Origin of the sequence: Burkholderia sp. KJ006 (assembly GCF_000262695.1) — a bacterium.
Classification (GTDB): Bacteria; Pseudomonadota; Gammaproteobacteria; order Burkholderiales; family Burkholderiaceae; genus Burkholderia; species Burkholderia vietnamiensis.
Genome location: NC_017920.1, coordinates 1,138,221 through 1,161,960 on the forward strand (window position 1 = coordinate 1,138,221; position 23,740 = coordinate 1,161,960).

Genomic DNA, 23,740 nt, shown 5'->3' on the forward strand with positions numbered 1-23,740 from the left:
ACGAATCATGACGGAACTCTTCATCGACGGCGCCTGGGTCGCAGGCTCGGGCCCCGTGTTCGCCTCGCGCAACCCCGGCACCGACGCGATCGCCTGGCAAGGCGCCAGTGCGTCGGCGGCCGACGTCGAGCGTGCGGTCGCGAGCGCGCGCCGCGCCTTCGCCGGCTGGTCGGCGCTCGACTTCGACGCGCGCTGCGAGATCGTCCAGCGCTTCGCGGCGCTGCTCACCGAACGCAAGGAAGCGCTCGCCGCCGCGATCGGCCGCGAGACCGGCAAGCCGCTGTGGGAAGCGCGCACCGAGGTCGCGGCGATGGCCGCGAAGGTCGCCATCTCGATCCAGGCCTACCACGAACGCACCGGCGAGAAGCGCCAGGACATGGCCGACGGCGTCGCGGTGCTGCGCCATCGCCCGCACGGCGTCGTCGCGGTGTTCGGCCCGTACAACTTCCCCGGCCATTTGCCGAACGGGCACATCGTGCCGGCGCTGATCGCGGGCAACACGGTCGTGTTCAAGCCGTCCGAGCTGGCGCCCGGCGTGGCACGCGCGACGGTCGAGGTGTGGCATGAAGCCGGGCTGCCGGCCGGCGTGCTGAACCTCGTGCAGGGCGAGAAGGACACCGGCATCGCGCTGGCGAACCATCGACAGATCGACGGCCTGTTCTTCACCGGCAGCTCGGACACCGGCACGCTGCTGCACAAGCAGTTCGGCGGCCGTCCGGAAATCGTGCTGGCGCTCGAGATGGGCGGCAACAACCCGCTCGTGATCGGCGCAGTCGAGGACATCGACGCGGCCGTGCACCATACGATCCAGTCGGCGTTCCTGTCGGCCGGCCAGCGCTGCACCTGCGCGCGGCGGATCTTCGTGCCGCAGGGCGCGCACGGCGAGCGCTTTCTCGCGCGCCTGGTCGACGTTACGTCGAAAATCACCGCCGACGTGTTCGACGCCGATCCGCAGCCGTTCATGGGCGCGGTGATCTCGGCGCGCGCGGCCGCGAAGCTGGTCGACGCGCAGGCGCGGCTGATCGAGCAGGGCGCCCGCCCGATCATCGAGATGACGCAGCGCGATGCGCGCCTGGGCTTCGTGAACGCGTCGATCATCGACGTGACCGACGTCGCCCGCCTGCCCGACGAGGAGCACTTCGGCCCGCTCGCGCAAATCGTGCGCTACGCGCGCTTCGACGAAGCGATCGAGCGCGCGAACGACACGGCGTTCGGCCTGTCGGCCGGGCTGCTCAGTGACGACGCGCACGCATGGGAGCAGTTCCGCCGCACGATCCGCGCTGGGATCGTCAACTGGAACCGGCCGACCAACGGCGCATCGTCGGCCGCGCCGTTCGGCGGCACCGGCCGCTCGGGCAACCACCGGCCGAGCGCGTATTACGCGGCCGACTATTGCGCCTATCCGATGGCATCGGTCGAAAGCACGCAACTGAGCTTGCCCGCGAGCCTGTCGCCGGGCCTGCACTTCTGAACGAGGGAACGACGATGAACGCACAAGAAGCCAATTTCGACGGACTCGTCGGCCCGACCCACAACTACGCCGGGCTGTCGTTCGGCAACGTGGCGTCGCTCAACAACGAAAAATCGGCCGCGAACCCGAAGGCAGCCGCGAAGCAGGGGCTGCGCAAGATGAAGCAGCTCGCCGATCTCGGCTTCGCGCAAGGCGTGCTGCCGCCGCAGGAGCGGCCGTCGTTGCGCCTGTTGCGCGAGCTCGGCTTCTCCGGCAAGGACGCCGACGTGATCGCGAAGGCCGCGAAGCAGGCGCCCGAGCTGCTCGCCGCGGCGAGCTCGGCGTCGGCGATGTGGACCGCGAACGCGGCGACCGTCAGCCCGTCGGCCGACACCGCCGACGGCCGCGTCCACTTCACGCCGGCCAACCTGTGCAGCAAGCTGCATCGCGCGATCGAACACGAGGCGACGCGCCGCACGCTGTCGACGCTGTTCGCCGATCCCGCGCGCTTCGTGGTGCACGACGCGCTGACGGGCACGCCGGCGCTCGGCGACGAAGGCGCGGCGAACCATACGCGCTTTTGCGCGACATACGGCAAGCCGGGCGTCGAGTTCTTCGTGTACGGCCGCGCCGAATATCGCCGCGGGCCGGAGCCGAAGCGCTTTCCGGCGCGGCAGACGTTCGAGGCGAGCCGCGCGGTCGCGCAGCGCCACGGTCTCGACGAAACGGCGACCGTCTATGCGCAGCAGGACCCGGACGTGATCGATGCGGGCGTGTTCCACAACGACGTGATTTCGGTCGGCAACCGCGACACGCTGTTCACGCACGAGCGTGCATTCGTCAACAAGCAGGCGGTGTACGACACGCTGACGGCCGCGCTCGCCGCGCGCGGCGCGCGGCTGAACGTGATCGAGGTGCCCGACGCGGCCGTGAGCGTGAACGACGCGGTGACGTCGTATCTGTTCAACAGCCAGCTGCTGTCGCGCGCGGACGGCTCGCAAGTGCTCGTCGTGCCGCAGGAATGCCGCGAGAACGCGAACGTGGCCGCCTATCTCGATCGTCTCGCGGCGGCCAACGGGCCGATTGGCGACGTGCTGGTGTTCGACCTGCGCGAAAGCATGAAGAACGGCGGCGGCCCGGCGTGCCTGCGCCTGCGCGTCGTGCTGACCGAGGCCGAGCGCGCGGCCGTCACGTCGAACGTGTGGATGAACGACACGCTGTTCGCGTCGCTCGACGCGTGGATCGACACGCACTATCGCGACCGTATCGCCCCGGAAGACCTCGCCGATCCGGCGCTGCTCGACGAATCGCGCACGGCGCTCGACGAACTCACGCAGATCCTGCGGGTGGGCTCGCTGTATGACTTCCAGCGCTGAGTCGCGCGTGGCGGCTGCCGGGCTGCTCGACGATTTCCTCGCGTTCACGCTCGCGGGCTGCACGCCGGCCGAGCGCGACGGCGTGTGTGCGGGCGGCGCGCTGCGCTGGCGCTGGCTCGGCGACGGCCTGCTCGCGCTCGAGCCGGCCGCGGCCGGCGCGGCGGCCCGCGCGAGCGTGCTCGTGTCGGCCGGTGTGCACGGCGACGAGACCGCGCCGATCGAGCTGTTGTCGCTGCTCGTGCGCGATCTCGCGGCGGGCAGGGCCGCGCTCGGCTGCCGGCTGCTGGTCGTGCTCGGCAACGTGCCGGCGATGCGCGCGGGCAAGCGCTATCTCGACGACGACCTGAACCGCCTGTTCGGCGGCCGTCATGCACAACTGCCGGCGAGCCGCGAGGCGCCGCGTGCGCAGCAGCTCGAAGCGGCGGCCGCCGCGTTCTTCGCGGCCGCGCCGGCCGGCGGCACGCGCTGGCACATCGACATGCATACGGCGATCCGCGCATCGGTGTTCGAGCAGTTCGCGCTGCTGCCGCACACCGGTACGCCGCCGACCCGCGCGATGATCGAATGGCTCGGCGACGCGCGCATCGCGGCCGTGCTGCTGCATACTGCGAAGGGCAATACGTATTCGCATTTCACGGCCGAGCAATGCGGCGCGCTCGCATGCACGCTCGAGCTCGGCAAGGTGCGCCCGTTCGGGCAGAACGACCTGTCGCGCTTCGCGGCGGCCGACCGCGCGGTACGCCAGCTCGTGTCGCGCGCGGCCGGCGATGTGGGTGACAAGGGTGACGCCGGCGCTGCCCGCGGCGACGCGCCGCTGCCGCGCGTGTTCACCGTGATCGACCAGATCACGAAGCGCAGCGACGCGCTCGAGCTGTTCGTCGCGCCCGACGTCGCGAACTTCACCGCGTTCGCGCGCGGCACCGTGCTCGCGCAGGACGGCGATTACCGCTACACGGTCAGGCACGACGAGGAGCGCATCGTGTTTCCGAATCCGTCGGTGAAGCCGGGCTTGCGCGCGGGGCTGCTGGTCGTCGACACGACGCGCGACACGCTCGCCGCGCTCGTGTGACCGACGGCGGCGTCCGCGTGTCGCGCTTGCGCGACAGCGACATCGTCTTGCGCGTTCGCCGGCGCCGCGCGCCGCACGCGCGCCGGCGGCGGCAGCACCGCGCGGCCGCCGCCGCTTTGCCGTCGCGGGCGGCGCGGATTGGTACAATCGCGGCCTTGCGGCTGTTGCGCCGCATCAACGCGCGGCATCGGGATGGTGGTAGTGGTCCGGCGCTGCCATGATGCATGCGCCGTGGTTCCGGAACATTCGAGTATCGAGGAGAACACCTGATGAAGTTGGTTTGGCGTAAGTTGGCCGCGCACGCGGTCGTGGCAGCATCGGTCGTGGCGGCAGGCAGCGCGATGGCCGCGGATCTGAAGGAGATCCGGTTCGGCGTCGAGGCCTCGTATGCGCCGTTCGAATACAAGACGCCCGACGGCAAGCTGACCGGCTTCGACATCGACATCGGCAACGCGGTGTGCGCGAAGCTGAAAACCAAGTGCGTGTGGGTCGAGAACGACTTCGACGGGCTGATTCCGGCGCTGCAGGCGCGCAAGTTCGACGCGATCAACTCGGACATGACGATCACCGAGCAGCGCAAGCACGCGGTCGCGTTCACCGATCCGATCTACACGATCCCGAACCAGCTGATCGCGAAGCAGGGCAGCGGCCTGCTGCCGACGGCGCAAGCGCTGAAGGGCAAGCGCGTCGGCGTGCTGCAAGGCACGATCCAGGAAGCCTACGCGAAGAAGAAGTGGGCGCCGGCCGGCGTCGAAGTCGTGCCGTACCAGACCCAGGACCTCGCGTACGCCGACCTGAAGTCGGGCCGTCTCGACGCGACGTTCCAGGATTCGGAAGCGGGCGCGAAGGGCTTCCTGTCGAAGCCGCAAGGCCAGGGCTTCGCATTCGCGGGCGGCACCGTCAGCGATGCCGAGATTCTCGGCTCGGGCGTCGGCTTCGGCCTGCGCAAGAACGACGCGGCGCTGAAGACCGCGCTCGATCAGGCGCTCAAGGAGCTGAAGGCCGACGGCACGATCGACACGCTCGCGAAGAAATACTTCAGCGTGCCGGTGACGCTCAAGTAAGCGTTTCGATCCGTCGCACGATGCAGCCGGCCGCGTTCGCGGCCGGCTTGCTTTTGGGCGCGGCGCGTTGCGGGCGCCGTGCCCGCGTCACGTCGCCGGTGTGGGCTGCGTGGGAAAGAACCGCGCGAGCTCGCGCGCGAGTTCGTTGAGCACGCTCATCTCCTGCTGCGTGATCTTGCGCGCGGTCTGCGCGCCGGCCCAGTCGCCGTACAGCAGCGCGACGCTCGTCGTGCCGACGCGCACCGGCAGCAGCACGAAGGCGCGCGCATCGGGCAGCGCGTCGACGTACCACGCGGGCAGGCGCTTCGCCATCTTCGGGTCCTGCGCCTGTTCGATGAAGATGCCGACCGAGTTCGTGATCGCCAGATGGAAGACGTCGGGCTCGAAGCGCTCGGTGAACTGCAGCCGGTCGAGCGCCGCATCGACGCCCGGGCCGAAGCCGAGGCGCGCGGCGAAGATGCCGTCGTCGCGGCGCACGAACATCACCGTGCGCGTGAACGCGAGGCCCGCGAGCAGGCTTTCCGACGCGAGCGCGAGCACCGGCGTGAGCACGTGTTCGGACGGCAGCGCGCGCAGGTCCGCGAGGCCGGCTTCGATGCATGCCTTGGGCTGGCCTTGCGCGCGGGCGATCGCGTCGGCATTCGCGCGCAGCTCGACGATCTCGCGCATCACGGTGTCGCTCGCTTCCTCGCGTGCGAGCCGGTCGGCGATTTCGACCAGCGCGTCGGCTTCGATGTCGAGCGCCGCGCCGTAGCGCTGCGCGAGCGCGGCGATGTGCGCGTCGCGCTGCGGGCCGGCGGGCGTGGTGAGCGCGCTGGCGACGTCGGTCGAGCAGCGGCTCACCGCGCGCAGCCAGCGCACGCGCTCCTCGCCTTCGTCGGCGCGCGTGTCCGGCGCGAACCGGCGCTCGTCGTCGAGGTCGTCGGCGTCGTCGTCCATCTCGTCGGGCTCGACGTCGTCGTCGCCATTGGCCATCCCGGCGCGGATCACGTCGGGCAGCCGCCAGCTGGCCGCCGCCTCGAGGCCGATCGCTTCGAAGCTGACGCCCAGCACGTCGACGCAGGCGCGCTCGTCGTCACCGTCCAGCTCGGCCGCGCGGCGCCGAATCCGGTCCCATTCGCTGTCGAGATAGCAGACCACCAGCAGCTTGCCGACCTGGCGCATCAGCGTGCAGACGACGGCTTCCTCGCCGCCGCGCAGCTCCGCATGCTCGGTCAGCTTGCGCGCGACGCAGCCGGACAGCAGCGCGCGGTTCAGCTCGAGCTTCGCGTCGATGCGACGCGGCGTGCTCTGGTGGAAATGGTCGACCAGCTTCAGCCCGACGACCAGATGGCCGACGGTGTCCATGCCGAGCACCATCAGCGCTCGGGTGACGGTCGTGATGTTGCCGCCGAAGGCCATGTACATGGCGGAATTCGCGAGCCGCAGCACTTTCTGCGTGAGCGCGAAATCGGACAGCACGACGCGCACGAGCGCGGTGAAGTCGAGCTCGTCGTTCTTCATCGCGGCCATCGTCGTGCGCAGCGATTCCGACAGCAGCGGGAAGTCGCCGCGTTCGTTCATCCGGGCCCACAGCTTGTCGAGCAGCGCTGTGCGGGGCAGGTGTGCGGTGAGTGACATACGGGAATCTGTCCGGTTCGGCGTGCGCGTCAGGCGGCGTGAAGGCGCAGTTGCTGCGCCTCGAAGCGCCGTGCGAGTTCCTCGGACGGCAGCGCCTGGCACACGAGCCAGCCCTGGATATGGTTGCAGCCCATCTCGGTCAGCAGCTCGCGCTGCGCCTCGGTCTCGACGCCTTCGGCGACGAGCTCCAGATCGAGCGTCTGCGCGAGGCCGACCACGGCCGATACGATCGCGCGGTCGTTGCGCGAGGTCAGCAGGTTCTCGACGAAGCTGCGGTCGATCTTCAGCTTCGCGAGCGGGAAGCGTTGCAGGTACGCGAGGCTCGAGTAGCCGGTGCCGAAATCGTCGATCGCGAAGCGGATGCCCAGTTCGGTCAGCTCCTCGAGCAGGCCCTTGGCCTGCGCGGGGTCGTGCATCAGCAGGCTCTCGGTGATCTCGAGCACGATGCGCCGCGGGTCGATGCCCGTCAGCGCGATCGCCTCGCGCACGCTCTGCGTGAAGCGCGGGTCGCGGAACTGCTGCGGCGACACGTTGACCGCCACGTACTGCAGCGGGAGCCCCTGGCGGTCCCATGCGACGAGCTGCATGCACGCGGCCTTGAGCACCCAGTTGCCGAGATAGTTGATCAGGCCGATGGATTCGGCGAGCGGAATGAAGGTCACCGGCGGCACGAGGCCGTGCAGCGGATGGCGCCAGCGGATCAGCGCCTCGACGCCGACCACCGCGCCCGACTGGCTGCGCGTGATCGGCTGGAAGTGCAGCGAGAATTCGCCGTTGCGCACGCCGTCGTACAGGTCGGCTTCGAGCTTGAGCCGCTCGGCGTCGGCCGGATCGTCGACCGGCGCGTGGAACGACAGCGCATTGCCGCCCGACGCCTTCGCCTGCGACAGCGCGTGATCGGCACGGCGCAGCAGCGGGCTGTGATGCTGCGCGCGGTGCGATGCCGTGCGTTCGTCCGGGTACAGCGCGATGCCGATGCTCGCGGACAGGTGGACCGTCTGCCCCTGATGCACGTACGGCTCGCGCACCGCGGCCTGCAGCCGGCGCGCGAGCGCGTCGGCGGCGCTGCTCGCGCGGGCGCGGTCGGGGGCGGTCAGCACCACCGCGAACTTGTCGCTCGCCACGCGTGCGAGCTGTTCGTCCGGCGACATCAGCGCCTGCAGCCGCTTCGCCGTCTCGCGCAGCAGCACGTCGCCGGCATCGTAGCCGAGCGCGCGGTTGATGCGCTGGTAGTCGTCGAGGTCGAGCAGCAGCAGCGCCGCGCAGGTGCCCGACTCGTCGGCGGCCTGCTGCGCGCGCATCAGCGCCGGCACGAGCGAGGACAGGTTGTCGAGCCCCGTCATCGGGTCGTGGTGCATCTCGTAGGTGAGACGCGCCTCCAGCGCGCGCCACGCCGATACGTCGAACGCGGCGATCGCGAAGCCGTCGACGCCGTGGTGGCGGCTCTTGAACGCCCGGATCTCGACGTCGAGCGGGTAGGTGAGCGACTTGACGATGCACAGCGTCGTCTTCTCGACCTGGCCCGAGCGCGCGGCGCGGGCGAGCAGCGCTTCGAGCGCCGGGGTATCCTGTTCGGCGATCAGGTCGCGCAGCGTCAGCGTGTGCAGGTAGTCGCGGTGATAGCCGATGAAGCGCAGGCTGGCGTCGGACACGTACAGGAAGCGCAATTCGCGATCGACGTGCGCCAGGAAATCGACCGTGCCCACCGTCTGTTCCAGCCAGTCGCGCACGGTATCGTCGCGCCGCGGCGTGCCGGCGCGCGCAGGCATCAGCGCGCCGCCCGACCAGGCAAAGCGGCGCAGCGTATGCAAGGCGTTGCGCCAGGAGCCCTTGAGTGGCGTCTGTTTCCTGTTGGCTTCCATGTGTCTCGCTGACGTGAAGGGCTGGAACCGGTTGTCCGGAAGGAATAACGGCAGCCTGCGCGAAATCTTTAACCGTCCGGCCGGGGCTGAGACTACGTGCCGCGCCGGGTCGTACCTCCGGTGTTCGGCAGGCGAACGCCGGCATGGCCTGCATCGAGGCCGACTTTATAAGAAATGAGGACGCAGATGAAGCGAAAACTATTGGTGGGCGCCGCGGCAGCGGCGCTGGTGGCCGGCCATGCGCTGGTTGCGCACGCACAATTGAAACCGGGCCAACGGGCGCCGGATTTCACGACGCAGGCGTCGCTGGGCGGCAAGACGTACACGTACACGCTGGCCGATGCGCTCAAGCGCGGGCCGGTGGTGCTGTATTTCTACCCGGCCGCGTTCACGAAGGGCTGCACGATCGAGGCGCACGCGTTCGCGGACGCGGTCGATCGTTACAAGGCTTACGGCGCGACGGTGATCGGCGTGTCGGCGGACAACATCGACACGCTGACGAAGTTCTCGGTGAGCGAGTGCCGCAGCAAATTCCCGGTCGCGGCCGATCCGGACGCGAAGATCATCCGCGAATACGACGCGAAGCTGCCCGCGCTCGATCGCGCCAACCGCGTGTCGTACGTGATTTCGCCGGAAGGGAAGGTGCTCTACGAGTACACGAGCCTGTCGCCGGACAAGCACGTCGAGAATACGCTCGCGGCGGTGAAGGCGTGGGCCGACGCTCATCCGAAGCAGTAGGCATCGCGCCGAAGGTGTGCGGCGGCGCGGCGGGCCGGCGGTAATCGACGTCGCGGCCGCACGCGAGCGCGAGCGCCTGTTGAAGGAAATCGCGTGTCCGGGCGGCGCGAAACGCGCGATGCAATGCGAAACCCGGCCACGACGCATGGCGCCGGTGCGACGGGCTGCGCGCCCGCCCGCACCCGGTCACGGCCACGGCGCGCGTTACGCGCGCAGCGCCTGCTCGATCGGCACGCTGCCGCCGACGAAACCGATCACCTTGCGGGAAATGCCGAGCTTGATCGCTTCGATCGCGGCCCAGGCGACGTCCTGGCGCGACACGGGCGGCGGCGAGTCGAGCGGCTCCTCGGCCAGCGCGATCTTGCCGACGCCCGGGCCGTCGGCGAGCGGGCCGGGGCGCAGGATCACGTAGTCGATGCCCGACGCGATCACGCGCTCGTCGCCCTCGTGCTTCATCTGCGAGTAATGGCGCAGGGCGTCGCTGCTGCGCTCGGGCCAGTACGCGGTCAGCGAGCTGATCACCACCAGCTTCTGCACGTTGCAGGCGAGCGCATAGTCGGCGGCGCGCGCGACCGCGTCGCGATCGACCTGCTCCTCTTCGGCCGGGCCTTCCGCTTCGGCCGAGCCGGCCGCGTAGATCACGTGCGTGATGCCCTGGAACGCGTGCGAGAAATCGCCCGTCAGGTCGGCCTCGACGACCTTCGCGCCCGGCAGCGCATAGCCGTGCCGGCGCACCAGCGCCGTCACCTCGAATTCCGGCTGCTTGAGCAGCAGATCCGCGCAGGCCTGGCCCGTGCGGCCGGTGGCGCCAATCAGCAGTACCTTCGTCGTCATGAAACCGCTCCTTGCTCGATGCGTCATCCTTCCAGATAGGGACGGACGACCGTTACTCAAGTGTATGTCGAATTGCGCAGGCGGCGCGCGTGTAATTGGGGCTGTACCGCTGGCCGCGCGCCGGCGAGCCGCCGCGGCAGCGCGCCGCTCGATGCGGCTGCACGCGCGAATGGCGGAATCGGGCCGCCGACCGGCTATCATGTGCGCGATGCATTTTTCGCCGCCATGCAGTACAACGCGGCGGCCAACCGGTTGGAGTACACATGGCATTACCCCTGGACAACATCAGCATGGCCGTGTTCTGCGACTTCGAGAACGTCGCACTGGGCGTGCGCGACGCGAAGTACGAGAAATTCGACATCAAGCCCGTGCTCGAGCGCTTGCTGCTCAAGGGCAGCATCGTCGTGAAGAAGGCTTATTGCGACTGGGAGCGCTACAAGGGCTTCAAGGCGTCGATGCACGAGGCGAGCTTCGAGCTGATCGAGATCCCGCACGTGCGCCAGTCGGGCAAGAATTCGGCCGACATCCGGCTCGTCGTCGATGCGCTCGACCTCTGCTACACCAAGTCGCACGTCGATACGTTCGTCATCATCAGCGGCGACTCGGATTTTTCGCCGCTGGTGTCGAAGCTGCGCGAGAACGCGAAGAAGGTGATCGGCGTCGGCGTGAAGAAGTCGACGTCGGACCTGCTCGTCGCGAACTGCGACGAATTCATTTTCTACGACGACCTGGTGCGCGAGCAGCAGCGTGCGCTCGCCAAGCGCGAGCAGCAGCGTACCGGCAGCGGCGGCGCGAAGCGCGCGGACGAGCCGTCGCGCAAGCCGGAGCTGGAAGCGCGGCGCAGCGAGGCGATCGCGCTCGCGGTCGAGACGTTCGATGCGCTCGCGTCGGAGCGCGACGACGTCGGCAAGATCTGGGCGTCGGTGCTCAAGAGCGCGATCAAGCGCCGCAAGCCCGACTTCAACGAGTCGTACTACGGCTTCCGCGCGTTCGGCAACCTGCTCGACGAAGCGCAGGCGCGCGGCCTGCTCGAAGTGGGGCGCGACGACAAGTCCGGCGCGTTCGTGTCGCGGCCGCGGCATCCCGTTGCGGCGGAGCCGGCGGCCACGCGCGAGGCGGGCGGGCACCATGGTCACGGCGGGCGCGACGCTGCACCGACCGCGCGCGAGCCGCGCCGTCGCGGGCACGGCGCTCATGCGGGGGTGCTGGAGAGCACGCACGCGGATGCGGACGATGCAGCCGCCGTCGAGTTCGTCGACGAAGCGGCGATCGTCGCGGCGGAGGCGGCTGATGCGGCCGAAAGCACGGCGTCCGGCGAAGCGGTGGAGGCGGTGGATACGCATGGCGACGCGAAGGAAGGTCGCAAGCGCACACGCAAGAGCGCCGCGAAGAAGGCCGGCGCGAAGAAGGGCGGTGTTGCGAAGGGCGGCGATGCGAAGGGCGCTGCCCGCCATGGCGAAGCGAAGCCCGACGACGCGACGCACGACGGCGACAGGCATGGCCGAGACCAGCACGCGAACCCCGAGCATGCGGATACCCGACATGCCGACCGCCAGCACGCGCGCGCCGCGCACGACGACGACCGGCGCGTAGCGCAGGCATCGGGTGAGCCCGTTGCGCCGGCGAGCGGCGCGACGCCGCGTGAACCGTCAGCGGCCGCACCGGTTGCCGAAGCGGCTGCCGAGGCGACGGGTGAAGCATCGAGCGAAGCGAAGCCGAAGAAACCGGCCCGCAAGACGGCGCCGCGCGCACGTCGCTCGCGCAAGACGGCCGCTGCGAGCGAATAACGGGGCATAGCGGCGGTGCGGCAGTTCGACGGGGGAACGTCGGTGCCGGTGCCGCCGTTTTCCCGCACCGTTGCCCCGCGCGGACCACCTACGCCGATGGTCTGCGCAGGTCGCTTGCGCCGCTCACTCGCCGGCCACGGTCAGCGCGCCTGCATCGCCACGTCGATCACGACGCCTTTCGTGGATGGCCCGCGGCGATCACCGGAGCCGACCGCTTGCACGGCTCATTCGCCGGCCACGGTCAGCCCACCTGCATCGCCCCGTCGATCACGACGCCTTTCGCGGACGGCTTACGGCGATCACCTGAGCCAACCACCCACACCCCTCACTCCCCAGCCACCGCCGGCCCACCCGTATCGCCGCGCCGTCCGCGCCGCTTCTCACTCCACACGCGCAGTCGGTCCATGTACAGATACACGACCGGCGTCGTATAGAGCGTCAGCACCTGCGACATGATCAGCCCGCCGGCGATCGCGATCCCGAGCGGCGCGCGCAGCTCGGCGCCGTCGCCGTGACCGAACGCGAGCGGCAGCGCGCCGAGCAGCGCCGCCATCGTCGTCATCATGATCGGCCGGAAGCGCAGCAGGCACGCCTCGTGGATCGCGTCGAACGACGACTTGTGGGCGTGGCGGGTCTGGTCGATCGCGAAGTCGACCATCATGATCGCGTTCTTCTTCACGATGCCGATCAGCAGGATCACGCCGATCAGCGCGATGATGCTGAACTCGGTCTTGCACAGCAGCAGCGCGAGCAGCGCGCCGACGCCGGCCGACGGCAGCGTCGACAGGATCGTGATCGGATGGATGTAGCTCTCGTACAGCACGCCGAGCACGATGTAGACGGCCAGCAGCGCCGCGAGGATCAGGATCGGCTGGTTGTTCGTCGATTGCTGGAATGCCTGCGCGGTGCCCTGGAAGCTGCCGACGATCGTCGGCGGCACGCCGATCTGCGCCATCGTCTCGTAGATCGCCTGGGTCGCCTGCGACAGCGACACGCCGGGCGGCAGGTTGAACGAAATCGTCGTCGCGACGAACAGGCCCTGATGGTTGACCGACAGCGGCGTCGTGCTCGGGCCGAACGTCGCGATCGCCGACAGCGGGATCATCGTCGACTTGGACGTCGACACCGCGGCGCCCGACGACGCGCTCGACTTGCCGCTCGACGCGATCGCGTTCAGCGCCAGGTTGCGCGCCGAATCGGCCGCGATCGCGGCGGCGCTGGTCGCGGCCGTGCCGGCGCTCGACGTGCCGGCCGCCGTCGCGACGAAGGTGCCGGCCGTCGCGTTGGTCGTCTGCGAACCGTTGGCGCTGCCGCCCGACGTGCTGATCCACACCTGCTTGAGCATCTCCGGGCTCTGCCAGTACTTCGGCGCCACTTCCATCACGACGTGGTACTGGTTCAGCGGGTTGTAGATCGTCGACACCTGGCGCTGGCCGAAGGCGTCGTACAGCGTGTTGTCGATCTGCGAGGGCTTGATGCCGAGCCGCGCGGCCGTCGCCCGGTCGATCGTCACCATCGCCTCGAGGCCGCCTTGCTGCTGATCGGAGTTCACGTCGGTGAGCTCGGGGCGCTTTTGCAGCGCTTCGGTCAGCAGCGGCCCCCATTTGTACAGCTCGGCGCTCGAATCGCCGAGCAGCGTGAACTGGTACTGCGCGTTGCTCTGCCGGCCGCCCACGCGAATGTCCTGCGCGGCCTGCAGGAACGTGCGCGCGCCCGCGACCTGCGACAGCGGCTGACGCAGTTGCTGGATCACCTGATCGGCCGACAGCTTGCGCTCCGTGCGGTCCTTCAGCGTGACGAACATGAAGCCCGAATTGGTCTGCGAGCCGCCGGTGAAGCCCGCGACGCTCTTCACGTTCGGGTTGCCCCGCACGATGCGCATCATCTCCGAGAATTTCAGCTTCATCGCCTGGAACGACGTCGACTGGTCGGCCTGGATGCCGCCGATCATCAGCCCGGTGTCCTGCTGCGGGAAGAAGCCCTTCGGCACGACGATGTACAGATACACGTTCAGCCCGACCGTCGCGAACAGGATCAGCAGCACCAGCAGCGGGCGGCGCAGCGCCCACGACAGCGTGCGCTCGTAGCCGCGCTGCATCCGCGCAAAGCAGCGCTCGAGGAACCGGCCGATGCGGCCTTCCTCGTGCACGTCGTGCGCTTCGCGCAGCAGCCGCGCGCACATCATCGGCGTGACGGTGAGCGACACCGCGAGCGACACGCCGATCGCGAGCGATAGCGTCAGCGCGAATTCGCGGAACAGCCGCCCGACGATGCCGCCCATCAGCAGGATCGGCAGGAACACCGCGACCAGCGACAGGCTCATCGACAGCACCGTGAAGCCGACCTCGCGCGCGCCGTCGAACGCCGCCTGCAAGCGCGGCTTGCCGTTCTCGATGTGGCGCGTGATGTTCTCGAGCACGACGATCGCGTCGTCGACGACGAAGCCGGTCGCGACGATCAGCGCCATCAGCGACAGGTTGTCGATCGAGAAGCCGAGCAGGTACATCGCGCCGAACGTGCCGACGATCGAGATCGGCACCGCGACGCTCGGAATCAGCGTCGCGCGCCAGTTGCGCAGGAACAGGAACACGACCATCACGACCAGGCTGATCGCGATCAGCAGCGTGCGCTCGGTGTCCTTCAGCGACGCGCGGATCGTGGTCGAACGGTCGAGCACCGGCGTGACCGTGATGTCGGCCGGCAGCGACGCGGTGAGCTGCGGCAGCGCCGCGTTCACGCGGTCGATCGTCTCGATGATGTTCGCGCCGGGCGAGCGGTACAGAATCACGAGCACCGCGCGCTTGCCGTTCGACAGCCCGAGGTTGCGCAAATCCTCGACCGAATCGACGACGTCGGACAGGTCGGACAGCTGCACGGCCGCGCCGTTGCGGTACGCGACCACCAGGTCGCTGTACTGCGACGCGCGCGACGCCTGGTCGTTGGTATAGAGCTGGTAGTGCGTCGGGCCGAACTCGATCGCGCCCTTCGGGCTGTTCGCGTTCGCGGACGCCAGCGCGGCCCGCACGTCCTCGAGGCCGATCCCGTAGTGGAACAGCGCCTGCGGCTCGAGCTCGACGCGCACGGCCGGATTCGCGGAGCCGCTGATCGCCACCTGGCCGACCCCGTCGATCTGCGACAGCGACTGCTGCAGCACCGTCGAGGCGGCGTCGTACAGCTTCGCCGGCGACGACGTCTCCGACGTCAGCGCCACGACCATGATCGGCGAATCGGCCGGGTTGACCTTGCGGTAGGTCGGATTGCTCTTGAGCGACGTGGGCAGATCGGCGCGCGCCGCATTGATCGCGGCCTGCACGTCGCGCGCGGCGCCGTCGATGTCGCGGTTCAGCCCGAACTGCAGCACGATCCGCGCGTTGCCGACGGTGCTGGTCGAGGTCATCTCGCTGACGTCGGCGATCGAGCCGAGATGCCGCTCGAGCGGGCTCGTCACGCTGGTCGCGACGGTTTCGGGGCTCGCGCCCGGCAGCGACGCCTGCACCAGGATGGTCGGGAAGTCGACCTGCGGCAGCGGCGACACCGGCAGCCGGATGAACGCGAACAGCCCCGCGAGCGCGACGCCGAGCGCGAGCAGCGTCGTCGCGACGGGGCGGGTGATGAACGGGCGCGACAGGTTCATCGCTTACGCACCGGTCCGCTTGCCGGCGCCGGGGCCGTGCCGCTCGAACCAGCCGCGCGTCCGGCGCGCGAGGCTGTCGAAGCCGAGATAGATCACCGGCGTCGTGAACAGCGTCAGCACCTGCGACACGATCAGGCCGCCCGCGATCGCGATGCCGAGCGGCTGGCGCAGCTCGGAGCCCGCGCCGGCGCCGACGATCAGCGGCACCGCGCCGAGCAGCGCGGCGAGCGTCGTCATCAGGATCGGCCGGAAGCGCAGCAGGCACGCCTGGTAGATCGCCTCGCGCGGCGGCTTGCCTTCGACGCGCTCGGCTTCGAGCGCGAAGTCGATCATCATGATCGCGTTCTTCTTGACGATGCCGATCAGCAGCACGATGCCGATGATGCCGATGATGTCGAGGTCGTGGCCGGTGATCATCAGCGCGAGCAGCGCGCCGACGCCGGCCGACGGCAGCGTCGACAGGATCGTGATCGGATGGATGTAGCTCTCGTACAGCACGCCGAGCACGATGTACATCGTGACGATCGCCGCGAGGATCAGGAACAGCTGGTTCGACAGCGACGCCTGGAACGCGAGCGCCGCGCCCTGGAAGCGCGTCTGGAACGAGCCGGGCAGGCCGATGTCGTGCTCGGCCGCGCCGATCGCCTTCACGGCCTCGCCGAGCGACGCGCCCGGCGCGAGGTTGAACGAGATCGTGGTCGACGGGAACTGCGACAGGTGCGCGACCAGCAGCGGCGACGGCCGTTCGTGGAACGTCGCGATCGACGCGAGCGGCACCTGGCCGCCGCCGGCCGACGGCAGATAGATGTCGTTCAGCGACTGCGCGTAATGCTGCTCGCGCGGCTCCGATTCGAGAATCACGCGGTACTGGTTCGACTGCGTGAAGATGGTCGACACGATGCGCTGGCCGAACGCGTCGTACAGCGCGTTGTCGACGGTCGCCGGCGTGATGCCGAAACGCGCGGCGCTCGCGCGGTCGATCTCGACGTAGACCGACTGCCCGTTGCTCTGCAGATCGGTCGCGACGTCGGCGAGCGACGGCTCCTGCTGCAGCCGCGCGACGAGCTTCGGCACCCAGGTCGCGAACTCTTCGGGGTTCGGGCTCGTCAGCATGAACTGGTATTGCGTCGGGCTCACGGTCGAGTCGATCGTCAGATCCTGCACGGCCTGCATGAACAGCGAGATGCCGGTCACGTTCGCGACGCGCCGCTGCAGGTCGCGAATGATCTGCGCGGCCGACTCGCTGCGCGCGTCGCGCGCCTTCAGGTTGATCAGCATGCGGCCGCTGTTCAGCGTGATGTTGGTGCCGTCGACGCCGATGAACGACGTGAGGCTCTCGACGTTCGGATCCTTCAGGATCTCGGCGGCGAGCGCCTGCTGGCGCTCGGCCATCGCGCCGTACGAGATCGACTGCGGCGCCTGCGTGATTGCCTGGATCACGCCGGTGTCCTGCGCGGGAAAGAAGCCCTTCGGCACGTACACGTAGAGCAGCGCGGTCAGCGCGAGCGTGAGCAGCGCGACCACCAGCGTCGAGCGCTGGCGGTTCAGCACCCATTCGAGCGCGACCGCGTAGCGGGCGATCACCCAGTCGATCGCGCGGTGCACGCGCGCTTCGAAGCGATGGCTTTCATGCGGCGGCGAATGGCGCAGCAGCGTCGCGCACATCATCGGCACGAGCGTGAGCGACACGATCGCCGAGATCACGATCGTCACCGCGAGCGTGATCGCGAATTCGTGGAACAGGCGTCCGACCACGTCGCCCATGAACAGCAGCGGGATCAGCACGGCGATCAGCGACACCGTCAGCGAGATGATCGTGAAGCCGATCTGCTTCGAACCCTTCAGCGCGGCCTCGAGCCCAGAGTCGCCTTCCTCGACGTAGCGCGCGATGTTCTCGATCATCACGATCGCATCGTCGACGACGAAGCCGGTCGCGATGGTGAGCGCCATCAGCGACAGGTTGTTCAGCGAGAAGCCGGCCATGTACATCACCGCCAGCGTGCCGATCAGCGACAGCGGCACCGACAGGCTCGGGATGAGCGTCGCATACACGTTCGCGAGGAACAGGTACATCACCAGCACGACCAGCGCGACCGCGAGCAGCAGCTCGAACTGCACGTCGCGCACGGCGGCGCGGATCATCGTCGTGCGGTCAGTGACGATCTGCACGTCGAGTGCGGCGGGCAGCGTCTCCTGGAGCTTCGGCAACTGCGCCTTGATCGCGTCGACGGTCGCGATCACGTTCGCGCCCGGCTGGCGCTGCACGTTCAGGATGATCGCCGGCTCCGCATTCACCCAGGCGCCGAGCTTGGTGTTCTCCGAGCCGGCGACGATCTGCGCGACGTCGGTGAGCATCACCGGGCGGCCGTTCTTGTATGCGACCACCGCGTCGTTGTACTGGTCGGCGCTCGTGAGCTGGTCGTTCGCGTTGATCGTGTAGGCGCGCGTCGGGCCGTCGAAATTGCCCTTCGGCGTGTTGACGTTCAGGTTCGAGATCGTCGTGCGCAGATCGTCGAGGTTCATCCCGTACTTCGCGAGCGCGGTCGGGTTCGCCTGGATCCGCACGGCCGGCCGGTTGCCGCCCGACAGGCTCACCAGGCCGACGCCCGCGATCTGCGAGATCTTCATCGCGAGGCGCGTGTCGGTCAGGTCCTGCACCTGCGTGAGCGGCAGCGTCTTCGACGTGATCGCGAGCGTGATCACCGGCGCGTCGGCCGGGTTCACCTTCGCATAGATCGGCGGGGCAGGGAGATCGGACGGCAGCAGGTTGCCGGCCGCGTTGATCGCGGCCTGCACTTCCTGCTCGGCGATGTCGAGCGGCAGGTCGAGCGAGAACTGTAGCGTGATCACCGATGCGCCGGCCGAGCTCTGCGACGACATCTGGTTCAGCGACGGCATCTGCCCGAACTGCCGCTCGAGCGGCGCGGTGACCGACGACGTCATCACCTCCGGGCTCGCGCCCGGATAGAAGGTCTGGACCTGGATCGTCGGATAGTCGACTTCGGGCAGCGCGGCGAGCGGCAGGAAGCGCAGCGCGACGAGGCCGGCCAGCATGATCGCGGCCATCAGCAGCGCAGTGCCGACCGGCCGGAGAATGAACAGGCGGGATGGATTCATCGAGCGGCCCGCGCGTTACGGGGCCGACGCGGCCGCTGCGTGCGACGCGCCGGTGCGGTGGCCGCCGCGATGGGCGCCCGTGCGCGATGCGTCCGATGCACTGGTTGTGCCTGAAGCCCCCGACGCGCCGTTCGGCTTGTCGGCGGGGATCGAGATCTTCGAGCCTTCGCGCAGGCGATCGGAGCCGTCGGTGACCACGCGCTCTCCGACCGCGACGCCGCTGACGATGCTCGTGCGCTCGCCGTCGACCGGGCCGGTCTTGACCTTGCGCACCGTCACCGTGTTGTCGGGCTTGACGACGTACACGAACTGGCCGATCGAGCCGGTCAGCACCGCCGAGGTCGGCACGATCGTCGCATTGCGGATCACGTCGATGAGCAGCCGCGTGTTGACGAACTGATTCGGGAACAGCCGCCCCGTGGTGTTCGCGAACGTGGCACGCAGCTTCACCGTGCCGGTGCTCGTGTCGATCTGGTTGTCGAGCGTCTCGAGCGAGCCCGTCTCGAGCGGCACGGTGTTGTTGCGGTTGTAGGCGGTGACCGACAGCTTGCGGCCCGCGTTCACCTGCTCGAGGATCGCCGGCAGGTTGTCTTCCGAGGTCGTGAAGATCACGCTGATCGGCTGCAGCTGCGTGATCACGACGATCCCGTTCGTGTCGCCCGGCGTCACGTAGTTGCCGGCGTCGACCTGACGCAGGCCGACGCGGCCCGCGACCGGCGCGGTGATGCGCGCGTACGTGAGATTGAGCTTCGCGGAGTCGATCGCGGCCTGGTCGGTTTTCACCGTGCCTTCATATTGCTTGACGAGCGACGCCTGCGTGTCGACCGTCTGCGATGCGATCGAGTCCTGCGACAGCAGCGTCTGATAGCGTTTCAGATCGAGACGCGCGGTCGCGAGCAGCGCCGTGTCGCGCGCATGCGTGCCTTCGGCGTTCTCGAGCGAGACCTGGTACGGGCGCGGATCGATCTGCGCGAGCAGGTCGCCTTTCTTCACGATCTGGCCTTCCTGGAACGCGACCGACTGCAGGTAGCCCGACAGCTGGCTCTTGACGGTGACGTTCGCGAGCGGCGTCACGGTGCCGAGCGCGGACAGCACGATCGGCATCTCGCCTTGCGTCGCGGTTGCGACCGACACGGGCTGCGGCACGTTCGCCATCGCAGCGGGGCCGCCGCGGCCGCGATGGCCGCCGCCGGCCATCGCGCCGGACGCCGGGCCGGCGGTGCCGGGGGCGTCGGCGGGCGTGCGCTGCCACGGATGCCACCACAGCAGGCCGCCGACGATGACGACCGCGAGCGTGCCGATCGCGAGCGTGCGGCGCGGGCGCCGCGCGGCAGTTGGGGCAGGGTCCTTCGAAGGGGGCGTGGGCTTGGGTTGGTTGTCCATCGTGTTCTGTCGGGAAGGCGGCGCGGCGTGCCGGTAGGCGCCGTACACGCGGTAAACGCGGCAAATGCGCCGATCGCGCCGATCGCGCGTGCGCATGCAGCGCCGGCGGGGCCGGCTCGGTCCGGCCCGTCGGATCCGCGCGGGAAAGAGCGCATTGTGCGCCGCGGCTGCGGCGCGACGATGGGCATGATCCTACGTGCCGTCCCCGCTACAGTCCAGTGGCCCATCTTTCAACGGGTTACGGCCGTTACAGCACACGAAGAACGCGACGCGACGATGACGAATCGATTACACGACGCTGCGCCGCGCCGGCGAGCCGCCGATCTCGCGCGTGATCTTCGCGATGCATTCGTGCAGCGCGGGCACGACGTGTTCCTGCAGCCATTCGGGCGAGCACTGGCTCGACGCGCCGCCGCAGTTCACCGAATAGCGCTGGCCCGACGGCCCGACGAACCCGGCCGCCACGGCGTTCAGCCCTTCGCGCCACTCGCCGACCGCGAGCGCATGGCCGTCGCGGAGCGCTTCGTCGAGGCCGGATTTCAGGCGCGCCGACACGAGCGGCCAGTCGTCGCCGGCCGTCGCGCGCAGCGCGTCGAGCAGCGTGTCGCGCTCGTCGTCCTCGAGCGCCGCGAGATACGCGCGGCCGACCGCCGTGCGCGCGATGTCCATCCGCGAGCCGATTTCCAGACGCGTGACCAGCACCGCCGAGCGCGGCCGGATCACGTCGATCGCGACCATGTCGAGCCGGTCGCGCACCGCGAGGTGCACCGACAGCGACGTGCGTTCGGCCAGTTCGATCATGAACGGCCGCGAGCGTGCGCGAATGTCGAAGTTGCGCAGGAAGCCGTGGCTCAGCTCGAGGACGGACGCCGTCAGCACGAAGCGTTCGCTGTCGGGTAACTGGAACAGGAAGCCGGCGCTGACGAGCGTCGCGGTGATGCGCGATACCGTCGGCTTCGGGATACCGGTCAATTCGGTCAGCTCGCGATTGCTTACCGGGGCGTCGGCCGCAGCGATGCGGCGCAGCACGGCGAGACCGCGCGCGAGGGCGGTGATCTCGTCCGGCGACGATTCGCGATCTCGGGGCGCAGGAGGCGTTACAGATGTCGACACGTGCGGTTCTCTCTATTTCCGAAACTCGATTTCAATTTTGTTAGAATTGTACGATGATTGTCAAAACATGCATGTTCTATGGGTGAATCGTTCATCGTATGACATTTTACGGGTTCACCCTTGGGTTTACTGGGGAAACCGCCAACTCACTATTGCCGGAAAGTGAAGAGGCCGGTGCAAATACCGCTTGACTTGGCGGCTGGAAACGGAAAGAATGTCTCACGTTTTCGAAACATCGTTTCAGGAGTTTAACCCGCTACGGTGTTTCGCGCAGTCTCTCAGGTTCTAGCACGGCCCTCGGAATGGCTAGAACTTTTTTAGCGCCACGGTCTCCGTGGCGCTTTTTTTTGCCCGCCGCCGACGCAACGCCGACACCTGCGGCCGAACGCCGCAGTTTCCCCGACAGCGCAGTCTACCGCGTCAACCGCGAGTCTATCGCCCGGCCACGTCGTCGTTCGCACCGCCTTCATCGCCGTGCAAAAAAAAGCGCGACGCCCGCAATGGGCATCGCGCAGAAGACGGCGTGGAGCGCCGACGAATGAAACGTGACAATGAAGCGGGGCGCCGCGCGCCCCGGTTGACGCTCAGGCCTTCGCGAGCTTGATGCTGGTCGGCTCGGCCGTCAGATAACCGACGCTTGCGCCGAAGCGATCCTTGAAGTTCGCGCGCACGAGCGGATCGAGCGTCGGCTTGACCTTGTCGTGCAGCGGCGTCTCCCAGTCGCCCGCGTGCTGGAAGTTGCTCATGATGTAGGTCCAGCCGTTGATCTCGTCCACCGCGTGCAGGCCCGTCGATTCGGCGCCCGCCGGGCACGACAGCACGCGCGTGAGGGCTTTCGTGTCGACGTTGTACGCCCACAGGAAGTTGTTCACGTGCATGCCCGAGTCTTCGCCGATGAAGAGCGTGCGCAGCTTCTCCGAGAACTTCAGGTTGTCGGGGTTCGCGATCTTGTCCGGGTTCGCAAGGTTGCCGAGCGCGTCGGCGGCGGCCAGGTCCTCACCGACCAGCGCGGCCGGCGCGCTCATGTCGACCGGCACCCAGTCGCTGTCGATCGAGGCGCCCGTCGTGTCGCGCTGGCTGCCCTTCAGGTTCAGCGCGTAGACGGCGCCCGCGGCGATCTTCTTGTCGAGCGCGACGTCGCGCGACACCGCGTTGCCCTTGATCATCGACGTCTCGATCCGCGACATCGCCGAGTAGACGATCTTGTCGCGCGCGTTGACCGTCGTGCCCTCGAGCTTCGTGAACGCCATGCTGCCGCCGATCAGCGCCGCATAGCGGTGCGTCTCCAGGAACGCGGCGGCCTTTTCCATCCCCGGCTTCACGCGAATCCAGTTGAACTTGCCGCCGAAGTGGATCTTCGTATAGCTCGCGTCGGCCGGATCGACCGTCGCGACGTCCATGATGTCCGACGCCTTCAGCGTGTTCGCGAGCGTCTCGATCTCGCTGCTCGTCGCATGGCCGATCCTGATCCACGTGAGCGTCGCGCTGCCGGCGCCGGCCGAGGTCGTCTGCGTCCATTTCGCGACGTACAGCGTGCCGGCCGACAGGTCGGCCGCCTTGTCGGCGACGAACATGAACAGGCCGCCGTTGGTCGCGTCGTCGCCCATCAGCACGGTGCGCTGGTCCGGCATCACCTGGATCAGCTCGTGCGAGATGCGGCCGAGGCAGTAGTGCTTCTTTACCGTGCCGGTGCCGTCCGGATTCACCGTGATCTCGGGTAGATGGCCGTAGTGGTAGGGGTTCGCCTTCGTCTCGTCGCCGAACGTGTTGCGGCTGAACGCCTTGAACTGCGCGTCGGTCGCGGCCTTCGTCGCGTCCGGCTCGTATTCCTCGCTCGACAGGTGCGTGCCCCACGGCGACAGGCTCGCGCCGCAGGTGATCCACAGCCCGTGCGCCTTCGACGTGTCGACGTTGTGATACTTGACGACCTTCAGCGCGCCGGTGGCCGGATCCTGGTCGAGCGTGATGACCGCGATCGGCGACGGCAGCTGGCCGTACTGCGACGCGCTCGCCTGGTCGCGCGTCGTGTATTCGAATTGCACGACGGCGAACACCGTGTTGCCTTTCACGCCCGCCACGTTCGCGTTCTTCAGCGTGAGCAGCGAGCTGCCGTCCGGACAGTCCGAATAGAACTGGCGCTCCTTGCCGGCCACCGAGCGGTCGATGATCGGCTGGTTGTTGATGTCGTAGTAGCCGCCCGCGAGGATCGTGCCGCCTTTGCCGTCCGGCACCATGTCGCCCGTCACGAAGAACGGCCGGTACGCGAGCTTGAAGTTGCGCGACGAGCCGTCCGAGAACGACACCGCCAGCGTCGAGCCCACCGTCGTGGCGGCCATCGCGCCCGGATTGTCGAGCGTCGGCGCAGCCATCGCCGCGAACGCGGCCGACGCATAGGCGGCGGCCGGCGTGGCCGTCGGATTGTCGTCGCCGCCGCAGCCGGTCAACAGGGCCGGCAGCGCGAGGCCGGAAAGGGGCAGCATCGGCGCCCCGGCGAGGATCTTCAGGGCCTGACGACGGGAAGCATTGGGCAACGCGGGCATGTGGAGTCCAGTTTCAGATGTTGGAAGAATGGCTTTCATCGTGCAGGCGAGCGGCAAGCAAGACGAAGGCAGGTTGAAAACTGGACGGAAGTGTAGGGACGCTAGATGAAAGTTTTTTGAATTGAAAACGTAATGATAGGGCGGGCTGGCGTG

At 68.4% G+C, this 23,740-nt stretch carries 14 protein-coding genes; 6 read left to right on the forward strand and 8 right to left on the reverse strand.

What is annotated here, in order from left to right:
- Window positions 1-7: 7 nt before the first annotated feature.
- The 4 genes from astD (at window position 8) to MYA_RS05285 (ending at window position 4,959) form a co-directional block, all read left to right on the forward strand.
- Window positions 8-1,471: a succinylglutamate-semialdehyde dehydrogenase gene (gene astD / locus MYA_RS05270; protein ID WP_014722756.1), complete on the forward strand. Its 1,464-nt coding sequence runs from the start codon at window positions 8-10 to the stop codon at window positions 1,469-1,471.
- 14 nt (window positions 1,472-1,485) lie between these two features.
- Window positions 1,486-2,826, forward strand: coding sequence for an N-succinylarginine dihydrolase (astB, locus tag MYA_RS05275; RefSeq protein WP_014722757.1), 1,341 nt, complete (start codon window positions 1,486-1,488; stop codon window positions 2,824-2,826).
- A gap of 7 nt (window positions 2,827-2,833) precedes the next feature.
- Complete coding sequence (gene astE / locus MYA_RS05280; protein WP_014722758.1) at window positions 2,834-3,895, forward strand: succinylglutamate desuccinylase; 1,062 nt, start codon at window positions 2,834-2,836, stop codon at window positions 3,893-3,895.
- A gap of 269 nt (window positions 3,896-4,164) precedes the next feature.
- The gene (locus MYA_RS05285; protein WP_041493801.1) at window positions 4,165-4,959 is read left to right on the forward strand and encodes an ABC transporter substrate-binding protein; all 795 of its coding nucleotides are present in this window, start codon (window positions 4,165-4,167) and stop codon (window positions 4,957-4,959) included.
- Window positions 4,960-5,046: 87 nt separating this feature from the next.
- Here MYA_RS05285 and MYA_RS05290 read toward each other — a convergent pair whose 3' ends face one another.
- Together MYA_RS05290 and cdpA are read right to left on the reverse strand one after the other, a co-directional pair.
- Window positions 5,047-6,579 carry an HDOD domain-containing protein gene (locus MYA_RS05290; RefSeq protein ID WP_011884038.1) on the reverse strand — a complete coding sequence of 511 codons (1,533 nt, stop codon included), beginning with the start codon at window positions 6,577-6,579 and terminating at the stop codon, window positions 5,047-5,049.
- Between the two features lie 29 nt (window positions 6,580-6,608).
- The gene (cdpA, locus tag MYA_RS05295) at window positions 6,609-8,348 is read right to left on the reverse strand and encodes a cyclic di-GMP phosphodiesterase CdpA (RefSeq protein ID WP_196480377.1); all 1,740 of its coding nucleotides are present in this window, start codon (window positions 8,346-8,348) and stop codon (window positions 6,609-6,611) included.
- 279 nt (window positions 8,349-8,627) lie between these two features.
- On the opposite strand from cdpA, the gene MYA_RS05300 reads away from it, so the two are divergent.
- Window positions 8,628-9,179 (forward strand): peroxiredoxin, encoded by a 552-nt coding sequence (locus MYA_RS05300; RefSeq protein WP_011884041.1) that lies wholly within the window; start codon window positions 8,628-8,630, stop codon window positions 9,177-9,179.
- Between the two features lie 204 nt (window positions 9,180-9,383).
- Here MYA_RS05300 and MYA_RS05305 read toward each other — a convergent pair whose 3' ends face one another.
- Entirely contained in the window at window positions 9,384-10,013 is a 630-nt protein-coding gene (locus MYA_RS05305) for an SDR family oxidoreductase (protein ID WP_014722761.1), read from the reverse strand.
- Between the two features lie 263 nt (window positions 10,014-10,276).
- Between MYA_RS05305 and MYA_RS05310 the strand changes: the two genes are divergently transcribed.
- On the forward strand, window positions 10,277-11,800 hold the full coding sequence (locus tag MYA_RS05310; protein ID WP_041493802.1) for an NYN domain-containing protein: 1,524 nt from the start codon (window positions 10,277-10,279) through the stop codon (window positions 11,798-11,800).
- A 325-nt stretch (window positions 11,801-12,125) separates the two neighbouring features.
- On the opposite strand, the gene MYA_RS05315 is transcribed toward MYA_RS05310, so the two are convergent.
- The 5 genes from MYA_RS05315 to MYA_RS05335 all read right to left on the reverse strand — a co-directional run bounded on the left by MYA_RS05315 (window position 12,126) and on the right by MYA_RS05335 (window position 23,587).
- Complete coding sequence (locus MYA_RS05315; RefSeq protein WP_014722763.1) at window positions 12,126-15,434, reverse strand: efflux RND transporter permease subunit; 3,309 nt, start codon at window positions 15,432-15,434, stop codon at window positions 12,126-12,128.
- A gap of 3 nt (window positions 15,435-15,437) precedes the next feature.
- Window positions 15,438-18,551 carry an MdtB/MuxB family multidrug efflux RND transporter permease subunit gene (locus MYA_RS05320; protein WP_011884049.1) on the reverse strand — a complete coding sequence of 1,038 codons (3,114 nt, stop codon included), beginning with the start codon at window positions 18,549-18,551 and terminating at the stop codon, window positions 15,438-15,440.
- A gap of 15 nt (window positions 18,552-18,566) precedes the next feature.
- The gene (locus MYA_RS05325) at window positions 18,567-19,934 is read right to left on the reverse strand and encodes an MdtA/MuxA family multidrug efflux RND transporter periplasmic adaptor subunit (protein WP_041493950.1); all 1,368 of its coding nucleotides are present in this window, start codon (window positions 19,932-19,934) and stop codon (window positions 18,567-18,569) included.
- A 288-nt stretch (window positions 19,935-20,222) separates the two neighbouring features.
- Window positions 20,223-21,047, reverse strand: a complete 825-nt coding sequence (locus MYA_RS05330; protein ID WP_011884053.1) for an IclR family transcriptional regulator — start codon at window positions 21,045-21,047, stop codon at window positions 20,223-20,225.
- A 584-nt stretch (window positions 21,048-21,631) separates the two neighbouring features.
- Entirely contained in the window at window positions 21,632-23,587 is a 1,956-nt protein-coding gene (locus MYA_RS05335; RefSeq protein ID WP_041493803.1) for a PhoX family protein, read from the reverse strand.
- Window positions 23,588-23,740: the final 153 nt, after the last annotated feature.

What these genes read in the sequence shown, in the direction of transcription:
- astB (WP_014722757.1), top strand. Translation starts at nt 1,486, where the DNA reads ATGAACGCACAAGAAGCCAATTTCGACGGACTCGTCGGCCCGACCCAC.
- MYA_RS05325 (WP_041493950.1), bottom strand. Translation starts at nt 19,934, where the DNA reads ATGGACAACCAACCCAAGCCCACGCCCCCTTCGAAGGACCCTGCCCCA.
- MYA_RS05285 (WP_041493801.1), top strand. Translation starts at nt 4,165, where the DNA reads ATGAAGTTGGTTTGGCGTAAGTTGGCCGCGCACGCGGTCGTGGCAGCA.
- MYA_RS05290 (WP_011884038.1), bottom strand. Translation starts at nt 6,579, where the DNA reads ATGTCACTCACCGCACACCTGCCCCGCACAGCGCTGCTCGACAAGCTG.
- astD (WP_014722756.1), top strand. Translation starts at nt 8, where the DNA reads ATGACGGAACTCTTCATCGACGGCGCCTGGGTCGCAGGCTCGGGCCCC.
- MYA_RS05300 (WP_011884041.1), top strand. Translation starts at nt 8,628, where the DNA reads ATGAAGCGAAAACTATTGGTGGGCGCCGCGGCAGCGGCGCTGGTGGCC.
- MYA_RS05335 (WP_041493803.1), bottom strand. Translation starts at nt 23,587, where the DNA reads ATGCCCGCGTTGCCCAATGCTTCCCGTCGTCAGGCCCTGAAGATCCTC.
- MYA_RS05315 (WP_014722763.1), bottom strand. Translation starts at nt 15,434, where the DNA reads ATGAACCTGTCGCGCCCGTTCATCACCCGCCCCGTCGCGACGACGCTG.
- MYA_RS05305 (WP_014722761.1), bottom strand. Translation starts at nt 10,013, where the DNA reads ATGACGACGAAGGTACTGCTGATTGGCGCCACCGGCCGCACGGGCCAG.
- MYA_RS05310 (WP_041493802.1), top strand. Translation starts at nt 10,277, where the DNA reads ATGGCATTACCCCTGGACAACATCAGCATGGCCGTGTTCTGCGACTTC.
- MYA_RS05320 (WP_011884049.1), bottom strand. Translation starts at nt 18,551, where the DNA reads ATGAATCCATCCCGCCTGTTCATTCTCCGGCCGGTCGGCACTGCGCTG.
- cdpA (WP_196480377.1), bottom strand. Translation starts at nt 8,348, where the DNA reads ATGCCTGCGCGCGCCGGCACGCCGCGGCGCGACGATACCGTGCGCGAC.